Raw genomic sequence first — 17,291 nt, forward strand, 5'->3', positions numbered from 1 at the left:
GGTTCTAACCCTAATTACCACTCACGACAACCCGCGCCGGGACTAGGTTCGGTTGGCTACGTGGCCGGCGTCGCCCTGACCGGGGGGTGCCAGGACCGCCAGCGTCGGCAGGTGGGACAGGAAGCCGCCGTCGACTGGGATGAGCTGGCCGGTGATGAAGCTCGCGGCCGGCGAGGCGAGGAACGTGACCAGCGCGGCCACGTCCGCCGGCGTGCCCAGCCGGGGTACCAGGTTGTGCGCGCGGATCTTGTCCTGCACGAACTCCGGCATGTCCGCGTCCAGCGCGGGCGTCTTGATCAGCCCCGGCGCCACGGTGTTGCACCGGACGCCGTGGTCGCCGTAGGCGGCCGCGACGAACCGGGTCAGCGCGATCAGGCCGCCCTTCGAACTGCCGTAGGCGACCATCGTGCGGTCCCCGGACAGCCCTTGGCCGCTGGCGATGTTGACGATCGAGCCGCCGCCGCGTTCGATCATGATCGGCACGGTGTGCTTGCACAGCAGCATGGGGCCACGCAGGTTCACCGCCATGACCTCGTCCCACAGCTCGACGGGCATGGTCACGACATCGCGGTCCCGCTTGATCGCCGACACCAGCGCCGCGTTGTTGTCCAGGATGTCTACGCCGCCGAACGTGTCCACCGTGAACCGCACCAGCTCGCGCACACTGTCCTCATCGGACACGTCGACCACGTGCCCGGCCACCTTGTGCCCCTGCGTGGTCAGCGAGTCGACGACCTCCGCGACGGCGGCCTCGGCCACGTCGGCCACCACCACCCGAGCACCGGCCTCCGCCAGCGCGGCTACGGTGGCCGCGCCGATGCCACCGGCGCCCCCGGTGACGATGGCGACCTTCCCCTCCAGCGCGCTCACGCCCGCACCGCCTCGACGACGCTGCAGAACCCGCTGGGCACGATCCGCGACAGCTCCAGGCCCGCGCTGCGGAACAGCTCCGCGAACTCGGCCTCGGTCCGCTGCTTGCCGTCGCAGAGCACCAGCATGTTGAGGTCCATCAGCTTCACCGTCGCGGCGGGCTCGGCCTTGCCCGGCATCACCACCTCGGCCAGCAGCACCCGGGCGTCCGGCGCCATCGCCTCCCGGACGTTCGACAGGATCCGGGCCGACTTCTCGTCGTCCCAGTCGTGGATCACGTTCGACAGCAGGTAAGCGTCGCCGCCCGGCGGCACACTCTCGAAGAAACTGCCACCCACCACCGACAACCGGTCGGCGACGTCGGGGTGCGACGCGCCGGCCACGACCTCGGGCTGGTCGTACAGCACCCCGTGGACGCCGGGGTTGGCCCGCAGGATCTCGGCGAGCAACGCCCCGTGGCCGCCGCCGACGTCGACGACCCGGCCGAACCGGCTGAAGTCGTAGGCCGCCACCACCGGCTTGATCATCTGGTCGGAGGCGCTCGTCATGGCGTTGTTGAACACGCTCGCGGTGTCCGGGTGCGTGGCCATGTACGCCCACACGTCCTGGCCGTGCACCTGCTCGAACGCCGACCGCCCGGTGCGGACCGAGTCCGCGAGGCCGGACCAGCTGTAGCGGTCGGCCGGATCGCCGACCCACTGCGCGAAACCGCGCATCGACACCGGGCTGTCGGTACGCAGCGCGTGCCCCAGCTCGGTGAGCGCGAAGACCTGGCCGTCGTGTTCCTCGAACAGGTCGTAGTCCGCGCACGCGCGCAGCAGCCGGTAGAGCGTCGGCGCGTGCGCGTCGATCTCCTTCGCGATGTCTTCCACCGGACGCGGGCCGGCGGCCAGCGCGTCCGCGACGCCGAGGGACGCCGCCGCGCTCACCGCCGCCGACAGCCAGCTCGCCGTCGCGAGTTGGAGGATGCGGGCGGGAATGGGGATCTCGGGAGGGGTCATGCGCTGCTCCTAACTGAGAAGGGCGGCGAACTGGGCTTGGACCTGCGGGAGGGCGATCAGCTCCGCGAGCACCGCGCGGAGCGGCTCGACCTCGGGGCCGCCCAGCAGCAGGTCTTCCTGCGCCGTGACGAGACGCAGGATCTTCGCGCCGGCGGCGTGGCGTTCGTCGTGATACTCGTTCAGCGACCGCCCCGGCCGGAACGCGGCGCCGAGGCTGACGGCGTCCTGCAGGCCGACGTTCAGCGCCTGCCCGCCGATCGGCAGGTGCCAGCGCGCCGCGTCGCCGGCGAGGAACACCCGGCCCCGGCGGTACTCGGTGGCCTGCCCCCGGGCGTTGTCGAAGGCGTCCACCCACACCGGCGTGCCGTGCGAGATGTCCTCCCCCGTCACCTTCGCCCAGACCTCGGCGACGGTGTCGAACATCGGCTCCTCGAGCGTCACCTCCCGGCCGAACTCGTGCACCATCACCCGGGTCACGCCGGCCCGGGTCGAGGCGACGGCCATGCCGTGCTCGAACCGTTCGAACCGCCGGTCCGGCACGTCGAGGCCGGTGACGTCCGCCCGCAGCAGCTCACGCGTGGCCGGTGCGGAATCGACCTCGAATCCGGCCAACCGCCGGACGGTGCTGTGCCGGCCGTCGCAGCCGACGACGAAGTCCGCCCGCAGCGACGGCCGGCCGGTGAAAGCCGCCTCGACGTGGTCCTCGTGCACGGTCAAAGCCACAAGCTCGTGCTCGCGCAGCAACGTGGCACCCAGGCCGAGCGCCTGCTCCGCGAGCGCCGCTTCGGTCCGGTACTGCGGGACCTTCCAGTTGCCCGCGAACTCACTGTCCACATCGGACATGTCGAAGCCGAGGCCGCCGAAGTGCGCGCGGGGTTCGTGGACGGCCTCGGCCAGCAACGCGTGCAGCCCGCGTTCGTGCAGCAGCTCCGCGGTGCGGCTGGTGAGCTGCGACGCCCGGGACTCCTGCATCGGCCGGGCCAGCCGGTCCACCACCGTCACCCCGACGTCGGCGCGCCGCAGCTCACCGGCGAGCAGCAGCCCGACCGGCCCGGCGCCGGCCACCAGCACCTCGGGCACGTCAGCGGCTCTCGGCATAGTTCTTGGCGTGACCGAGGGTGGCGAGGCTGTTGGTGCTCAACGCCTTCCGCACGAACGCGCGCGCAGCCGCCACGTCCGCCGACGCGCCGAGCACCTCGGTGATGGTGTCCTCGTTGATCCGGACGGTGTGCCGCGAGGTGGCCGTGACACCCCCGCCCGGCCGGTCCTCGAACAGCCAGTGCCCGGTGTGCAGCGTCATCAGCTTGGGCACCTGGACCTGCTTGTAGACGATCTTCCGGTGCGGCAGGCAGACCCGGATCGACCGGGTGGTGTGCGTCGAGCCGTCCTGGGTCCGCGTGTCCATCTCCAGCACCTGCAGGCCGGGGGTGTCCTCGGTCAGGTCGACCCGCGCGACGTGCGGCAGCCGCTCTCGCCACAGCCGGGCCTCGTTGATGAAGTCGTAAACGTCCCGCGCGCTGCCGTCGATCTCCAGGGTGTCGTCGAAGCTGAACAGCAGGTCCGACGCCGCCGCTTCGGCGGTGTCCTTGAGCGCCGCCAGCTCCACGTGACTGTTGCGGTCCACGGCCTGGTCGATCCACGCCAGGTCCGCCGGGTCGTCGGTCGCTGCGTGGTAGTCGTGGCGCAGCCGCACCTTCGACGTCCCTTCGGACAGCGGCTCCACCAGCCAGGCGCCCCCCCATCCCGCCGACCGGGGGCTGGGACACCTCCTGGCGGAAGTCGACGCGCAGTGCGCCGGGATCCAGTTCCCGGCGTGACGTCCAGGTCTTGGCGGTGCCGTTCGCGGTGGCCCAGATCCGGATGCGTTCCGTCCGCTCGTCCTGGGACGCGTGTTCGACGTGGACGGTGGGGGCGAACAGCTGGGGCCAGTTCCCCACGTCCGCGATCAGCTGGTAGATCTCCTTGGCCGGGGCCTCGACGGTGATCTCGTGCTCGACGTTGCGTGTGATGGGCATGATTCTCCTAGAAGTTGCCGAGACCGCCGCAGACGTTGAGAGCCTGCGCCGCGATGGAGCCCGCGATGTCGGTGACGAGGTAGCCGATCAGCCCCGCCACTTCCTCGGGCGTCGAGTAGCGGCCGAGCGGGATCTTGGCCTGGAACCGGGTGAGCACGTCGTCCTCCGAGGTGTCCCAGGCGGCCGCGTAGCCCTGCCGGACCCGTTGGGCCATCGGGGTTTCGACGTAGCCGGGGCACACCGCGTTGACCGTGATGCCGGTCTTGGCCAGCTCGTTGCCCAGCGCCTTGGTGAAGCCGACGACACCGTGTTTGGACGCCGAGTACGGCGCACCGAGAACCACGCCCTGCTTGCCCGCGGTGGACGCGACGTTGACGATGCGGCCCCAACCCGACTCCCGCATGCCACCGATCGACAGCACGTCCCTCGTGACCAGGAAGACGCTGTTCAGATTGGTGTTGATGACGTCGAACCACAGGTCGTCGGCGAGGTCGGCGGTGACGCCACCGCCGCTGCGGCCGGCGTTGTTGACGAGGATGTCGACGGGGCCGTAGCGGTCGACCGCGGCCGTGACGAACGACCGGACCGCCTCCGGCGATCGGACGTCGCACGCCGCGCCGTCGACCTCGTACCCCTTGTCTCGCAGCTGTTTCACGGTCAGCGCGACGTTGTCGGCGTCGCGAGCGCAGAGGAAAACGCGGTGCCCCTGATCGGCGAGGAGCGCGGTGGTCGCCAGGCCGATGCCGCTGGTCGCGCCGGTGACGATGGCTGTTCTGCTCATGGTTCTCCTCAGCCCGCGTTGACCAGTGCCAGGAACTCCCGCGGCGTGGTGGCGGCCACCGCGGCGTCGTCGTCGAACTCGATCTTGAACTCGCGGGTGATCCGGGAAGTGGCTTCCAGCACCGCCAGCGAGTCGTAGCCGAGCTCGTCGAACGGCGTGTCCAGGATGTCCCCGCCGAGGTCGACGCCGTCCTGGGTACCGGCGCCTTCCCGCAGGACCCGCCTGAGGTTCTCCAATGTCAGTGACACGACTGCCTCCTAGCTGTGGTTGGCGCGCACGACCATGGCGGAGTTGAAGCCGCCGTGACCGCGCGCGAGGACGAGGGCGGTGCGCACCGTCGCGCTGCGGGCCTGCCCGGTGACGAGGTCGATCGGGTGCTCCGGCGAGAGCCGGACGTGGGTGGACGGCGGGATGACACCGTCCCGGATGGACAGCAGGGCACAGGCCAGGTCCAGGGCCGCGCCACCCGCGTAGAGCCGTCCGGTCATCGTTTTCGGCGCGGTCACGGGAACGGCGTACGCGCCGAACACGTCGGTGATCGCCCGCGCTTCGGCCCGGTCCAGCTCGGGCACCGCCGCCGCGTCGGCGAACACCACGTCGACGTCGGCCGGTTCGACGCCGGCGTCGCCGAGCGCTCCGCGGATCGCGCGCCCCAGTCCCGGCTCCCGGCCGCTCCCGGGCTTCGGGTCGAACGTCGCGGCGTAGCCGGCGATCTCGCCGTAGGACGGACGCTCGGTCGCGGCGTCCTCCACGACCAGGATCGCGCCGCCCTCGGCGGCCACGTGCCCGGCGGCGCGCGCGTCGAACGGCAGGTAGGCGGTGTCCGGGTCCTCGCCGGTGCTGAGCCGCCCACTGGCCAGTTGGGCGACCCAGCCCCAGGGGCAGATCGAGCCGTCGACGCCGCCGGACACGATCAGCCGGCTGCCCTTGCGGATCTGCCGGCGGGCGTGGGCGAGCGCGTCCAGGCCACCGGCCTGGTCGCTGACCACGACGCCACTCGGCCCCTTCATCCCGTTGCGGATGGAGATCTGCCCGGTGTTGACCGCGTAGAACCACGCGAAGGACTGGTAGGCGCTCACGTATCCGCTGCCGCGGCTCCAGAGGTTCTCCAGTTCGCGTTGCCCGAACTCGAACCCGCCGGCCGAACTCGCCGTGATCACGCCCATGTCGAAGGCTGGCAGCTCGCCCGGGTCGAGGCCGGCGTCGGCCAGCGCCCAGTCGGCGGCCGCCAGGGCGTACCGGGTCATGTAGTCCGTCTGCGGCAGCAGCCGGCTCTCCAGGTGGTCTTCGGCGACGAAGTCCCGCACTTCGCCGGCGAGCCGCGCCGGGTAGCCGGCGGCGTCGAACCGCCGCACCGGGCCGATGCCGTGCTCGCCGGCGAGCGTGGCCTTCCAGAACTCCTCGGCGCCCAGGCCGTTCGGCGCCACCACGCCGAGGCCGGTGACCACGGCCGTGGCGCTCACGCCGGCTCCCGCAGCACCATCGCGCTCTGGAACCCGCCGAAGCCGCTGCCCACGCTGAGCACGGTCTTCGTCGGCCAGTCCCGCGCCACCAGCGGCACGTAGTCCAGGTCGCACTCGGGGTCCGGGACGTGCAGGTTGGCCGTCGGCGGCACGACGTCGTGCCGGATCGCCAGCACGGAGGCGGCGATCTCCAGCGAGCCGATCGCGCCGAGCGAGTGCCCGATCATCGACTTGATCGAGCTGACCGGGGTGCGGTAGGCGTGGTCGCCGAGGCTGCGCTTGAACGCGGCGGTCTCGTGCCGGTCGTTCTGCTTGGTGCCGGAACCGTGCGCGTTGACGTAGTCGACGTCCGCGGGATCGATGCGGGCCTCGGCGAGGGCACGGGTGATGGCCTCGGCCATTTCCGCGCCGTCCGGCCGGAGACCGGTCATGTGGTAGGCGTTGCAGCGGGAAGCGACACCGGCGATCTCGGCGTAGATCTGGGCGCCGCGGGCCCGGGCCCGGTCGAGGTCCTCGAGCACGAAGATCGCCGCTCCCTCGCCGAGCACGAAACCGGTGCGGGTCGCGTCGAACGGACGGGACGCGTGCCCGGGATCGTCGTTGCGCGGGGTCGTCGCCTTGATCGCGTCGAAGCAGGCCATGGTGATCGGCGAGATGGGCGCGTCCGTCGCCCCGGCGATCATCACGTCCGCCGAGCCCTCGCGGATGAGTTCCGTGGCGTAGCCGACCGAGTCCAGCCCGGAGGTGCAGCCGGTCGAGACGACCGCGGCCGGCCCTTCCGCGCCGCGGTCCCACGCGACCTCCGCCGCGAACGAGCTGGGCACCAGGTAGTCGTAGAGGTGCGGCACGCCGTAGCGGTGGTCCACGTGGTGCAGCCGGCCGTCGTCGCTGACCACCCGGTACTCCTCCTCCAGCCCGGTGGTGGCCCCGACGGCCGTGCCGACGGTCACGCCGAGCCGGCCCGGATCGAGGTCCTCGAAGTCCAGCCCGCTGTCGGCCACCGCTTCCCGGGCCGCCACCACGGCGAACTGGGCCGCGCGGTCCATCCGCCGGATCTCCTGCGGGGTGAGCCCGGCCGCCACCGGGTCGAAGTCGATCTCGGCCGCGACCCGCGAGCGGAACGGCGCCGGGTCGAAGAAGGTGATGGCGCGGGTCGCCGTCCGGCCGGCCACGAGCAGGCTCCAGAACTCCTTCGCCCCCGTTCCGCCCGGGGCCAGCACGCCCACCCCGGTGATCACGACCCGGCGCGTCACTTCTCCTCCCAGTGGTAGAAGCGGGTCGCCATCGCGTCCTTCGGGGACCGCCAGGTCGACGGGTCGTACGCCTCGATGAACGGCTTGAGGTCGGTGCTGATCCCGACGAACCCCGGGTGGGTGCGGGCCTCCTGGATCGCCTCGCCACCGTGCTCGCCGTCGAAGTCCTGCAGGTGGAAGTACAGGCCGCGGTAGTGGAACAGTTCGCGGCGGCGGGTGCCCATCAGCTCGGGCAGCTCGCTCGCGTCGAACCGCGCGAACAGGTCGGCCACGGACTGCTGCGAGCCCGGGTCCATCCGCGCCACGATCAGGGTGCTGTGCATGATTCGAGTTGCCTTTCCGTGACTGTTTTCGGCTCGCCGAACCAGCGGCGCAGAGCTTCGTCGAGGCCGTCGCCGCCGGCCCACACGACGTAGCCGTCCGGCCGGACCAGCACCGGTTCGCCGCCGGGCCGCAGTTCGATGCGAGTGGCCCAGTCGGTCGCCTCGCCGGCCGCCGGCCCGGTCAGCAGGCCACGGCCGGTGGGCAGGGCGACGCCCGGTAGCCGGCGGCCCAGCAGCGGATGGGTGCCGGGGCCGACGTCGTAGCGGATGTCCAGCCCGCTGACCATGCCGGACAGGTGCCGGCCGACCTCCGGGATCCGGATCAGCTCGGCCACCACCTCGCGCAGCGGCTCGACTTCTTCGCCGCTGAGGTAGAGGTGGCCCTGTGCCCTGGTGTTGCGCAGGACCCGGGCGCCGACCGGGTGACGTTCCGAGTGGTAGGTGTCCAGCAGGTCCGGCGCCGCCCAGCCCCGGACCGTCGCGGCCAGCTTCCAGCCCAGGTTGACCGCGTCCTGCACGCCGAGACTCAGTCCCTGGCCGCCGGCCGGCAGGTGAGTGTGGGCGGCGTCCCCGGCGACGAGGAACCGACCCCTGCGGTACTCGGTGACCTGCCGTGTGGCGTCGGTGAAGGCGCTCACCCAGCGGGTGTCCGCACCGTGCAGGCTCTCGCCCGTCAACCGCTGCCAGGCGTCGGCGACCTCGGCGAAGTCGGGCGCCTCACCGCGTTCGCGGTGCGGAACTCCCCGTTCGCAGACGATGATCCGGTCCACGCCGGGTTCGAGCGGGGCCGACATGACCATGCCGCCCGGCACGCGCTCGCCGATGAACCGGGGCCGGATGTTCCGGCCGACGACGTCGGCGAGGTACATCTCGCGGGTGGCTTCGGTGCCCGGGAAGTCGAACCCCGCCAGACCCCGCACGGTGCTGCGACCGCCGTCGCAGGCGACGAGGTAGGAGCCGTCGAACTCGGCGAGCCCGTCGCCGCCGTCGACGATCGCCACCACGCCGTCGGCGTTTTGCCGCACGCCGACGACTTCGTGGCCGCGCAACACCTCCGCGCCCAGTTCGCATGCCCAGTCTTCGAGCATGCTCTCGATGCGGTGCTGCGGGATCCCGCGCGCGCCGAAGTGCGATCCCGGCAGCACGCTGTAGTCCATCGGGATGCCACCGAAGTGGCCTTGCGGGCTCGTCTCGACCGTGCCGAACCGGCTCAGCAGCCCCCGTTGCTCGAAGATTTCGGTGGCCCGTGCGGTGAAGCCCAGGCCCCGCGACTCGCCGCTGGGCTCCTCACGGCGTTCCAGCACGATCACGTCCACGCCGCCCAGCCGCAGTTCTCCCGCCAGCATCAACCCGACCGGGCCGGCGCCGACGACGATCACCGGCGCGGTCATGACCGCGCCGCGGCCGGCGCGGCCGACCGGGTGTGCACGGGCCGGTAGGTGTTGTACTCGTGCGAGGTCAGCAACGACCGCGCCCGCAGCCGCGTCTTCCGCACGTCCTCGGGGCGCTCCTGTTCGGGCAGCGTGTGGAAGACGTCGTAGGCGGCTTGGCTCTCCCACTGCGCGAAGTTCACGACGAAGGTGCCGTCGGTGCCGCGGAGGATGCTGTTGGAGAGATAACCCGGGAACCCGGTGAGCCAGTCGTCCTCCTGCGAAAAGAGATCCACGAGTTCCTGCTGGTCGTCCGGGGCCACCCCCATCACCGCGAGCACCGTGCAGTGGTCGTGGTCCGGGCCGATTTCGATGGCGTCCAGCCCGGCGCGGCGACGGGTGAACACCACTTCGGTCTGCAGGAGCCGGACGGAGGTGGCGAGCTCGTCGAACAGCGGGACGATCTCCTTCTGGAACTTCTCGCCGTGGTACCGGTTCTGCAGGTCCTCGGCGCTGCGCCACTGGATGTAGTTCGCCGTGCCGGGCTCGGCGATCCCGCCGAAGAGGGTGGACGAGATCCAGCCGGGGAAGTCGGCCGAGTCGATGATGCCGCGCATCGTGGTGAGCAGTTTCTCCTGGGCGGCAGCGGATTTGGCGCCGAACAGGTTCAGCACCGTCAAATTGTCGGCTTCCGCCGAAATGAATGCCATTTTTCCTCCGGCTGGATGAAAGATTTTCGGCGACCCGATCGACCGGATTGACGCTCGATGCCCGCGTCCGCCTGAAATCTATTCTGTCTAATTGCGGGGAGCCGGTCAACGGGCCCACAGCGAAGGTTCCGGCAAGTCTGTGTCAGAGAAAATCAAGAACCGGTGGACACGGCTCGCCCACCGACCCCGGCGAGCGCCCGGTAACCGATGCGGAAACCGACACCACGTATCGTCCGTATTACCGCAGAGTCACTCATTTTGTTACGCAGGCTGTTGACGTGGGTGTCGATCGTCCGGTCGGACCGCGCCCATTCGTCGCCCCACACCCTGGCCATGATCTCGCGCCGCGTGAACACCTCGTCCGGCTCGGCGGCGAGCAGGAGCAGCAGGTCGAACTCCTTCCGCGTCACCTGGACGAGCGTGCCGCACCGGTGCACCTCCCTGGTGCGGACGTCGAGCCGGAGGGGGCCACGCGAAATCACCTCCCAGTCGTCGGCGCCCGCCAGGGTCCGGCGCAGGATCGCGTCCACCCGGGCGACCAGTTCGCGGATCCCGACCGGCCGGACGAGGAAGGCGTCGAGTCCGCTGCGCAGGCCGGTGACCAGGTCGATGTCCGATCCCGGCGCCGCCGTGCCGATGATCGGCACGGCGCTGGACTCCCGGACGGCCGCGCAGACCGCCAGCCCGGGTGCCGGCAACCCGAGCACCACCAGGTCGACGCCGGACGCGGCGGAGACCGCCGCCGGTACGGTGTCGACGGTCTCGACCTCGAACCCCTGCCTGCGCAGCGCGCCGGCGACGACCAGCCGCTCCACCTCGTCACACTCGGCAACCAGCACACGTACCATCACTGCCCCCAGTGAATCGCCACACAACCATCGGCAAGATCTTCTCGGTCGCCGAGTCTGGCAAGTTTTCCGGAACTTCTCAACCAATCCCACAACGGCTGCAGACGATTTCACAATCCGTGCACGATTCCGGTCGGCACCTGCCGAGACAACCGGAACTACAACAAGGACCGGACATCGTTGTACCTGTCAGCCGCCGAGCCGGAAGCCGATTCCCGGCACGTTGACGACCCAGGAGTGCGCCCCCAGTTTTGCCCGCAATGTTCGGACGTGCGTGTCGATTGTCCGCGTGCCCCGTCCGCTCGAATCACGCCACACCTCGGACATGATCCGGCGCCGCGTGAACACCCGGCCCGGCTCGGAGGCCAGCAGGGTGAGCAGGTCGAACTCCTTCGGCGTCACCGCGACCCGCCGGCCGCCGACCCGGACCTCCCGGGCCCGCAGGCCGATGTGCAGCGAGCCGTGCACGACGGTCTCCGGGGCCGCCGCCGGTTCCGCGGCCGCGCCGCGCACCCGGCGCAGCACCGCGTCGATCACCGCGACCACTTCGCTCGGCCGGACCGGCCCGGTCACGTAGTCGTCGAGCCCCGCCTGCAGACCCAGCACCCGGTCCAGTTCGGAGTCACGAGCGGACACGCCGATGATCGGCACCCCGCTGCGCGCACGAAGGCGGCGGCAGACCTCCAGGCCGTCGAGATCGGGGAGGTCCAGGGCCAGCACCACCAGGTCGGCCAGGACGGAGGTGGCGAGCAGCGCGGTCCCGCTGTCCACGACGCTCACCTCGAAGCCGTGACCCCGAAGCTCGTGACTCAGGTTCCCGGCGGTCGCCGGCATCGTCCCCACCAGTAGCAAGCGCACATGCCCCCCTCACAACGAAGTTCGGCAGCTCGTGCGTCCGGGGTGACCTCGACCGACCGCGGTAGGGAGAGGCCCCGACAGGTCTCGCCCGGCTCGCCGGCGAGGCGGTCGCCACTGGCCGTCCCCAGTCGCCGCGATCGTTCGAGGCTAACCGGTCGATGACCAGCACCACAGCCGGCTCGTTACCTTCCCACTGAATGGACGGCAGCGAGAACGCCCTGGACCTCGTAGGCGAGCGCGTTGCCGGACCGGGTGGACCGCGTGCCCGTTCAGGCCATCGAAGCGGGCCGCGGCTGCCCAGGAGCCGAGGTCGTCAGCGACCACCACGCTCGACCGGCAGGCGGGCGAGGGGGACGTGGTGCTGACCGGCGTGGATGTCGCGGTCCCGCAGCGAGCCTTGGCTCACGGGGCGGGGGAAGGAGATCTTCACGACGTTGAGCGAGGGGATCCGGAACAGCTGCACCGAATCCGCCTCGACGCGGTAGAGCTCCGCGATCACGCGCTCGTCGAGGAAGGCCTCGTCGGAGGCGATGCGGTAGCCGTCGTCGTCGCGCATGAACAGTTCCATGGTGACCCAGAACGGGCCGGCGTTCTTGGAGCGGACCTCGTGGGCGAGATCCGCGAGGGTGGTCTCAGGCACCGGCGGTCTCCGTTTCGATGCGGAACAGGTCGGTGGGGGTGTCGCAGTCGACCACGTGGTGGAGCACGAACTCGTAGGCCGCCCCGCGCTCGACCTCCGCGGGCGAGGTCGGGAACGCCAGGCCGGCCATCGAGGGCAGGGCTGTCCTTCGGGAGTCGGGGGTCAGGAGGCGGACGGGACGATGACGACCTTGCCGTGCACCGCGCCTTCGGCGGCCCGGGCGTGCAGCGCGGGCAACTCGGCCAGGGGCACCCGCTCGGCGACGTCGACGCGCAGTTCGCCGCGGTCGACCTGCGCGACCAGCTTCGCCAGCTGGCCGGCGTCGCTGCGGACGAACAGGTCGATGCCGCGCACACCGCGCGCTTCGTCCCCGGGGGCAGGCATCCACACCGTCGTGTTCACCAGGACACCGCCCGGCCGGATCAGCGTGACCAGCGCGGCCAGCTGCTCCGGCGTGACCGGCGCCAGGTTGAGCACGACGTCGACCGGGTCGGTCACCGCGTCGGTCACGCTCGTGGTGGTGTGGTCGAGGACCTCGTCGGCGAGTTTGACCGCGTCGGCGCTGCGGGGGCTCGCGGTGGCGATGACGTGGGCACCGGCGTTGTGCGCCAGCTGCACCGCGTAGCCGCCGACCGCTCCCCCGGCGCCGTTGATCAGCACGCGCTGCCCCGCGGTCAGCCCGGCGTGGTCGAACAGTGCCTGGTACGCGGTGAGCGCCACCAGCGGCAAGGCGGCGGCGTCGGCCGGCGGGACGCTCTTCGGCGCCGCCGCGAGGACCTCGGCCGGTGCCAGGACGTACTCCGCGGCGGCGCCGGGCTTGTCCATCGGCAGGAAGCCGATGACCTCGTCACCGACCGCGAGACCGTCCAGTCCCGCGCCCAGCGCGTCGATCGTGCCGGCGACGTCGAGGCCGGGGGTGTGCGGCAGCTCCACCGGGATCGGGCCCTGCATGAAGCCGCCGCGGATGTTCCCGTCGACGGAGTTGAACGACGTCGCGGCCACGCGGATCCGAACCTGCCCCGGGCCGGGGACCGGCTGCGCCACGTCCTCGTACCGCAGAACGCCCGGGTCGCCGTACTCGTGGAAACGCACTGCCTTCATCGGACTCTCTCCTTCATCTACGCGCTTCGAATTCGAAGCAACTACGGTTACGGTAGTCCTGCTTCGAATTCGAAGCAAGTGAGATGGGTCACCGAGGCGGGCCGAGCACGACGTTGCCGGCCGGTTCGGCGGCTTCGGCCGGCAGTTGCGGCGTGATCCCGAAGGCTTCGCTGACGTCGAAGCGGCCGACGGTCAGCTGCCCACCGTTCGCCTCGGCGTCGAGCAGGACGCTGAAGACGCTCCCGCCGCTCCACTCGAGCCGCTGCTGGTCCTCCCGCTGGGCGAGACAAGGGATGCTCATGCCCGCGACCCTGCGACACCCCACTGCCCGATCTCCACCTCCCGGGGTGCTCAGCCGGGCTCACCACCGCCCACCACCCAGCACTCTTCGAATTCGAAGCAGTACCATCGGGGCATGACCGATGCGCCACCGTCACTCGACCCCGTGCAGCTCGGCGCCTACTTCGACCTCATCGAGGTGACCAGTCTGCTCCGGCACGCCGTCGAGCAGCAGTTGCGCGAGGCCGGCGACCTCAGCTACGTGCAGTTCCAGCTGCTCGCCCGGCTCGGCGACTCCCCCACCGGCAGCCACCGCATGACCGACCTCGCCGACGGCGTCGTCTACAGCCGCAGCGGCCTGACCTACCAGGCCGGCCTGCTCGAAAAGGCCGGCCTGGTCGAGCGGGCTCCGTCCCCGGACGACGAGCGCGGCATCACCGTCACCATCACCGACACCGGACGCGCGCTGCTGGCGAAGGTGCTGCCGGGCCACGTCGAGGTCGTCAGCGGCCTGCTGTTCGAACCTCTCTCGCGCGACGACGTCCAGGCCCTCGCCGCCCTGCTGGCCCCGGTGCGGGAGCACATGCGTTCGGCGCCTCCGCGTTCAGCCGCGCCTCGTCGCCGCAAGGGCAGCGCCTGAGCGTTCACGGCCGGAGTTGCTGGGCGCCGATGACGGTGAGCATGGCGAGCTCGTCGTGGCTGCCGGTGCCCGGTGTCGCGGTGAAGACCAGCAGCGTCTGGTCCTGGTCGGGGTCGAGCAGGGTCTGGCAGTGCAGGCGCAGAAGTCCCAGTTCGGGGTGGGTGAACCGTTTCTGGTCGCTCCACCGCATGCCCACCTCCTGCCGTTCCCACAGGTCGGCGAACTCGCTGCTGCGGGCGGTCAGCTCGGCGGCGAGGCGAGCGGCCGGCGAGCCGGGACCTTGCCGGGCGGTGCTCGCGCGCAACTGTGCCACCGAGATCCGGCTGTGCTGCGGATGGTCTTCGGCGAGATAGCGCGCCCGCTCGCCAGGGTCGGTGAACCAGCGGTAGACGGCGCTGCGGGCCGGACCCGTGAACCCCGTCTGGTTGCCGAGCAGGGCGACCGCGGGAGGTGTCTGCACGAGTGTTTCCCCGACCGGGCCCATGATCTGCGCCGGGGTGTCCTGCAGCCGGTCCAGGATGCGCATCAGCCCCGGGCTGACGTGCTCGCCGCGCAGGGCACGGTGCGGGGTCCGGTGTCCGGCGAGCAGGAACAGGTGGTCGCGTTCGTCGAGGGTGAGCCGCAGCCCGCGGGCGATGGCGGCGAGCAGCTGTTCGGAAGGGCGGGGACCGGTGCCGCGTTCCAGCCGCGCGAAGTAGTCGGCGGACATGTCACACAGCTCGGCGACCTCCTCGCGGCGCAGCCCGTTCGTGCGGCGCCGCGGGCCGCGGCGCAAGCCGACGTCCTCGGGTTGCAGCGCTTCGCGGCGGGCGCGCAGGAAGGCGCCGAGCGCCTGCCGGTCCATCGTGGTGGCCATGAGTCCATCGTGGACGGTTTCGCCCGGCTCAGCCACTGACTGCCGATCCGTGGCTCGACAGGTCCTCGACCCACTTCCGCCGTCGGGCTGGACTGGCCGGGACGACCACTGATCAGGAGACGACGATGGCGAAATGGACCACTGACGACCTGCCGGACCTGACCGGCCGCACGGTGCTCGTCACCGGGGCCGGCAGCGGGCTCGGGCTGATCACCGCACGGGAACTCGCCCGCGCCGGGGCCCGGGTCGTGCTGGGCGTGCGCACCGTGGACAAGGCGGCCGAGGCGATCTCCGGGATGGCGGGCACGTTCGAGGTACGCCACCTGGACGTGGCCGACCTCGGCTCGGTGCGCCGGTTCGCCGGGTCGTGGACCGGCGGCCTGGACGTCCTGGTGAACAACGCCGGTGTCATGGCTGTCCCGCTGAACCGCACCCCGCAGGGCTTCGACGTGCAGACCGCGACGAACTACTTCGGCCCGTTCGTGCTGACCAACCTCCTGCTGCCCCGGATCACCGACCGGGTGGTCAGCGTCACCAGTCAGCTGCACCGCCAGGGCCGGATCGACCTCGACGACCTGGCCTGGCGGTCCCGGGAATACCACCCGATGAAGGGGTACTACGACTCCAAACTGGCGATCGTGTTGTTTTCGCTGGAGCTGCAGCGGCGCCTGACCGCCTCGGGAAGTCCCGCGCGCTCGGTCCTGGCGCACCCCGGCATCGCGTCGACCTCGCTGGCCGCCCACTCCTCGTCCGGCTTCGTCAACCGGTTGGGGTTCCTGATCAACACTCCCGAACGCGGGGCACTGCCGATCCTGTACGCGGCCACCCAGGACGTTCCCGGCAACGCCTACGTCGGCCCCGACGGCCCCGGCAGCATCAGGGGCTACCCGAGGATCCGCAAGCCGTCCGCGGCCGGCCTCGACGAGACCACCGCCCGCGACCTCTGGCGGGCGACCGCCGCACTGACCGATCCGGGCACGGAACCGGCGCGGTGAGCGCCTCGCCCGGGAGCACGCCAGGGAGTCGCCAGGGACTTCCCCTGGGGCGAACAGGTGCCCTGCGGAGCGACGGTGAGAGAGCACCACAGAACCCCTCGAAGGAGGACACCGTGTCCACCATCCACTTCACCGTCATCACCACCGCCACCCCCGGGCAGTTCCTCGCCGCGCTGACCGACTTCGGCCCGGGCCGCGCGGAGCTCTTCGGCAACAACGCCGACGAATACCTGCAGGTCCACGACCGCGGCGACACCTACGCCGACGTCACCGAGGGCTCGGGCGGGGTCTGGGAACGCCTCCACTACGACTGGTCCGATCCCCGCCACATCGAGATGAAGACCACCGACTCGAACCTCTGGGGCGGCGCCTCCGGCCACACCTACACCCTCACGCAACGCCCCGACGGCACCACCGAGATCGACGCCGTCGTCGTCCGCGACGGCAAGAACTTCAAGGGGCACGCGCTCGGCGCGCTGCTCTCAGTCGCCGGCAAGCGCGTCCTGGGCGGCGCGCTGAGCAAGACCGTGAAGGCCGTCGAAGCCCGCAGCCACCCGAAGCACGTGCACTGACTCATCCAGGAGACGTCCGATGCGCACCCACGACCTCGCCGCCCGGCTCGCCACCGTGCCGGGCCTGGTCCGCCCCGGGATCTCGACCTGGGACATGACCACCCGGCTGCCCCTGCACCCGCTGTCGGTGGAGAACGCCTACGCGGATCCCCGGCTGCTGCACTCCCTCGCGAAACCGGGCGCGAGGTTCGCCCACCGCCTCGGCGCCGACGTCGTCGTCGGCGCCGAGACCGGCGGCATTCCGCTGGCCGGCGCGGTTTCGCTGGCCGGCGGACTGCCGTTCGCGTTCGTGCGCAAACCCGGCTACGTGGGGCACGAAGATCACGAACCACGCGTCCGCGGCGCGTCGGTGAACGGCCGACGGGTGCTGCTCGTCGACGACGCCGTGTCGCAGGGCACCGCGATCGAGGCGTTCGCCGCCGAGTTGCGCGACGAAGGGGCGATCGTCGTCGGTGTCTTCGTCCTGGTCGACATGCGGGACGTCGCCGCCTCGGTGACGCCCACCGCCGCGGCGCTCCCGATCGCGTCGATCACCACGTACCTGCGGCTGCTCGAGACGGCGACCGAGCGCGGCGTGCTCGACCCCACCGTGCACCAGCTCGCCGTCGACGCCCTGATCAACCACTGGAGCGACGACGACCCGCGCTGGGCCCTCGTCCGCACCGCGACCCACCACGCCTCAACCGCTTGAACCCCAGGGCGCTGATCCGGTTACC

The 17,291-nt window shown here is 71.1% G+C and carries 22 protein-coding genes and 1 pseudogene; 4 read left to right on the forward strand and 19 right to left on the reverse strand.

The genetic code is table 11. From position 1 onward, the window contains the following. Positions 1-42 precede the first annotated feature (42 nt). The 18 genes and pseudogenes from ACLJQF_RS25670 to ACLJQF_RS25755 all read right to left on the reverse strand — a co-directional run bounded on the left by ACLJQF_RS25670 (position 43) and on the right by ACLJQF_RS25755 (position 13,534). Positions 43-870 carry an SDR family NAD(P)-dependent oxidoreductase gene (locus tag ACLJQF_RS25670; protein WP_410612260.1) on the reverse strand — a complete coding sequence of 276 codons (828 nt, stop codon included), beginning with the start codon at positions 868-870 and terminating at the stop codon, positions 43-45. Further along, positions 867-1,871 (reverse strand): methyltransferase, encoded by a 1,005-nt coding sequence (locus ACLJQF_RS25675; protein ID WP_410612261.1) that lies wholly within the window; start codon positions 1,869-1,871, stop codon positions 867-869. The genes ACLJQF_RS25670 and ACLJQF_RS25675 overlap by 4 nt, the downstream gene beginning before the upstream one ends. Before the next feature lie 9 nt (positions 1,872-1,880). Next, complete coding sequence (locus tag ACLJQF_RS25680; RefSeq protein ID WP_410612263.1) at positions 1,881-2,969, reverse strand: FAD-dependent monooxygenase; 1,089 nt, start codon at positions 2,967-2,969, stop codon at positions 1,881-1,883. Further along, positions 2,953-3,594 (reverse strand): SRPBCC family protein, encoded by a 642-nt coding sequence (locus ACLJQF_RS25685; RefSeq protein ID WP_410612265.1) that lies wholly within the window; start codon positions 3,592-3,594, stop codon positions 2,953-2,955. The genes ACLJQF_RS25680 and ACLJQF_RS25685 overlap by 17 nt, the downstream gene beginning before the upstream one ends. 124 nt (positions 3,595-3,718) lie before the next feature. Further along, positions 3,719-3,886 (reverse strand): annotated as a pseudogene (locus ACLJQF_RS25690) (cyclase); the annotation flags it as partial. 7 nt (positions 3,887-3,893) lie between these two features. After that, the gene (locus ACLJQF_RS25695; protein ID WP_410612266.1) at positions 3,894-4,667 is read right to left on the reverse strand and encodes an SDR family NAD(P)-dependent oxidoreductase; all 774 of its coding nucleotides are present in this window, start codon (positions 4,665-4,667) and stop codon (positions 3,894-3,896) included. Between the two features lie 8 nt (positions 4,668-4,675). After that, positions 4,676-4,915 (reverse strand): acyl carrier protein, encoded by a 240-nt coding sequence (locus tag ACLJQF_RS25700; protein ID WP_410612267.1) that lies wholly within the window; start codon positions 4,913-4,915, stop codon positions 4,676-4,678. A gap of 9 nt (positions 4,916-4,924) precedes the next feature. Next, positions 4,925-6,130: a ketosynthase chain-length factor gene (locus tag ACLJQF_RS25705; RefSeq protein ID WP_410612269.1), complete on the reverse strand. Its 1,206-nt coding sequence runs from the start codon at positions 6,128-6,130 to the stop codon at positions 4,925-4,927. After that, positions 6,127-7,383 carry a beta-ketoacyl-[acyl-carrier-protein] synthase family protein gene (locus tag ACLJQF_RS25710; protein ID WP_410612270.1) on the reverse strand — a complete coding sequence of 419 codons (1,257 nt, stop codon included), beginning with the start codon at positions 7,381-7,383 and terminating at the stop codon, positions 6,127-6,129. Before ACLJQF_RS25710 ends, ACLJQF_RS25705 begins: the two co-directional genes overlap by 4 nt. Further along, positions 7,380-7,706 (reverse strand): TcmI family type II polyketide cyclase, encoded by a 327-nt coding sequence (locus tag ACLJQF_RS25715; protein WP_247050626.1) that lies wholly within the window; start codon positions 7,704-7,706, stop codon positions 7,380-7,382. Before ACLJQF_RS25715 ends, ACLJQF_RS25710 begins: the two co-directional genes overlap by 4 nt. Further along, positions 7,691-9,097 carry an FAD-dependent monooxygenase gene (locus ACLJQF_RS25720; protein WP_410612272.1) on the reverse strand — a complete coding sequence of 469 codons (1,407 nt, stop codon included), beginning with the start codon at positions 9,095-9,097 and terminating at the stop codon, positions 7,691-7,693. Before ACLJQF_RS25720 ends, ACLJQF_RS25715 begins: the two co-directional genes overlap by 16 nt. Continuing rightward, entirely contained in the window at positions 9,094-9,786 is a 693-nt protein-coding gene (locus ACLJQF_RS25725; protein WP_410612274.1) for an antibiotic biosynthesis monooxygenase family protein, read from the reverse strand. Before ACLJQF_RS25725 ends, ACLJQF_RS25720 begins: the two co-directional genes overlap by 4 nt. 152 nt (positions 9,787-9,938) lie before the next feature. After that, positions 9,939-10,634 (reverse strand): response regulator transcription factor, encoded by a 696-nt coding sequence (locus tag ACLJQF_RS25730; protein WP_410612771.1) that lies wholly within the window; start codon positions 10,632-10,634, stop codon positions 9,939-9,941. A 189-nt stretch (positions 10,635-10,823) separates the two neighbouring features. Next, on the reverse strand, positions 10,824-11,492 hold the full coding sequence (locus ACLJQF_RS25735; protein WP_410612275.1) for a response regulator transcription factor: 669 nt from the start codon (positions 11,490-11,492) through the stop codon (positions 10,824-10,826). A 313-nt stretch (positions 11,493-11,805) separates the two neighbouring features. Then, positions 11,806-12,132, reverse strand: coding sequence for a DUF4387 domain-containing protein (locus ACLJQF_RS25740; protein WP_410612276.1), 327 nt, complete (start codon positions 12,130-12,132; stop codon positions 11,806-11,808). Then, entirely contained in the window at positions 12,125-12,262 is a 138-nt protein-coding gene (locus tag ACLJQF_RS25745; RefSeq protein ID WP_410612277.1) for a hypothetical protein, read from the reverse strand. The genes ACLJQF_RS25740 and ACLJQF_RS25745 overlap by 8 nt, the downstream gene beginning before the upstream one ends. 32 nt (positions 12,263-12,294) lie before the next feature. Further along, positions 12,295-13,233: an NADP-dependent oxidoreductase gene (locus tag ACLJQF_RS25750; RefSeq protein ID WP_410612278.1), complete on the reverse strand. Its 939-nt coding sequence runs from the start codon at positions 13,231-13,233 to the stop codon at positions 12,295-12,297. Positions 13,234-13,321: 88 nt separating this feature from the next. Continuing rightward, positions 13,322-13,534: a hypothetical protein gene (locus ACLJQF_RS25755; protein ID WP_410612280.1), complete on the reverse strand. Its 213-nt coding sequence runs from the start codon at positions 13,532-13,534 to the stop codon at positions 13,322-13,324. Positions 13,535-13,648: 114 nt separating this feature from the next. Here ACLJQF_RS25755 and ACLJQF_RS25760 point away from each other — a divergent pair, with 114 nt between their 5' ends. Then, positions 13,649-14,152, forward strand: a complete 504-nt coding sequence (locus tag ACLJQF_RS25760; protein WP_410612281.1) for a MarR family winged helix-turn-helix transcriptional regulator — start codon at positions 13,649-13,651, stop codon at positions 14,150-14,152. Positions 14,153-14,156: 4 nt separating this feature from the next. On the opposite strand, the gene ACLJQF_RS25765 is transcribed toward ACLJQF_RS25760, so the two are convergent. Continuing rightward, the gene (locus tag ACLJQF_RS25765) at positions 14,157-15,008 is read right to left on the reverse strand and encodes a helix-turn-helix transcriptional regulator (RefSeq protein ID WP_410612282.1); all 852 of its coding nucleotides are present in this window, start codon (positions 15,006-15,008) and stop codon (positions 14,157-14,159) included. A 125-nt stretch (positions 15,009-15,133) separates the two neighbouring features. On the opposite strand from ACLJQF_RS25765, the gene ACLJQF_RS25770 reads away from it, so the two are divergent. From ACLJQF_RS25770 to ACLJQF_RS25780, 3 genes are all read left to right on the forward strand, one after another. Beyond that, entirely contained in the window at positions 15,134-16,003 is an 870-nt protein-coding gene (locus ACLJQF_RS25770; RefSeq protein ID WP_410612284.1) for an SDR family NAD(P)-dependent oxidoreductase, read from the forward strand. A gap of 113 nt (positions 16,004-16,116) precedes the next feature. Next, positions 16,117-16,575 (forward strand): hypothetical protein, encoded by a 459-nt coding sequence (locus ACLJQF_RS25775; protein WP_410612285.1) that lies wholly within the window; start codon positions 16,117-16,119, stop codon positions 16,573-16,575. 19 nt (positions 16,576-16,594) lie between these two features. Continuing rightward, positions 16,595-17,266 (forward strand): orotate phosphoribosyltransferase, encoded by a 672-nt coding sequence (locus tag ACLJQF_RS25780; protein ID WP_410612286.1) that lies wholly within the window; start codon positions 16,595-16,597, stop codon positions 17,264-17,266. Positions 17,267-17,291 lie beyond the last annotated feature (25 nt).

The sequence above is a fragment of the Amycolatopsis sp. lyj-109 genome, assembly GCF_046548995.1.
Classification (GTDB): domain Bacteria; phylum Actinomycetota; class Actinomycetes; order Mycobacteriales; family Pseudonocardiaceae; genus Amycolatopsis.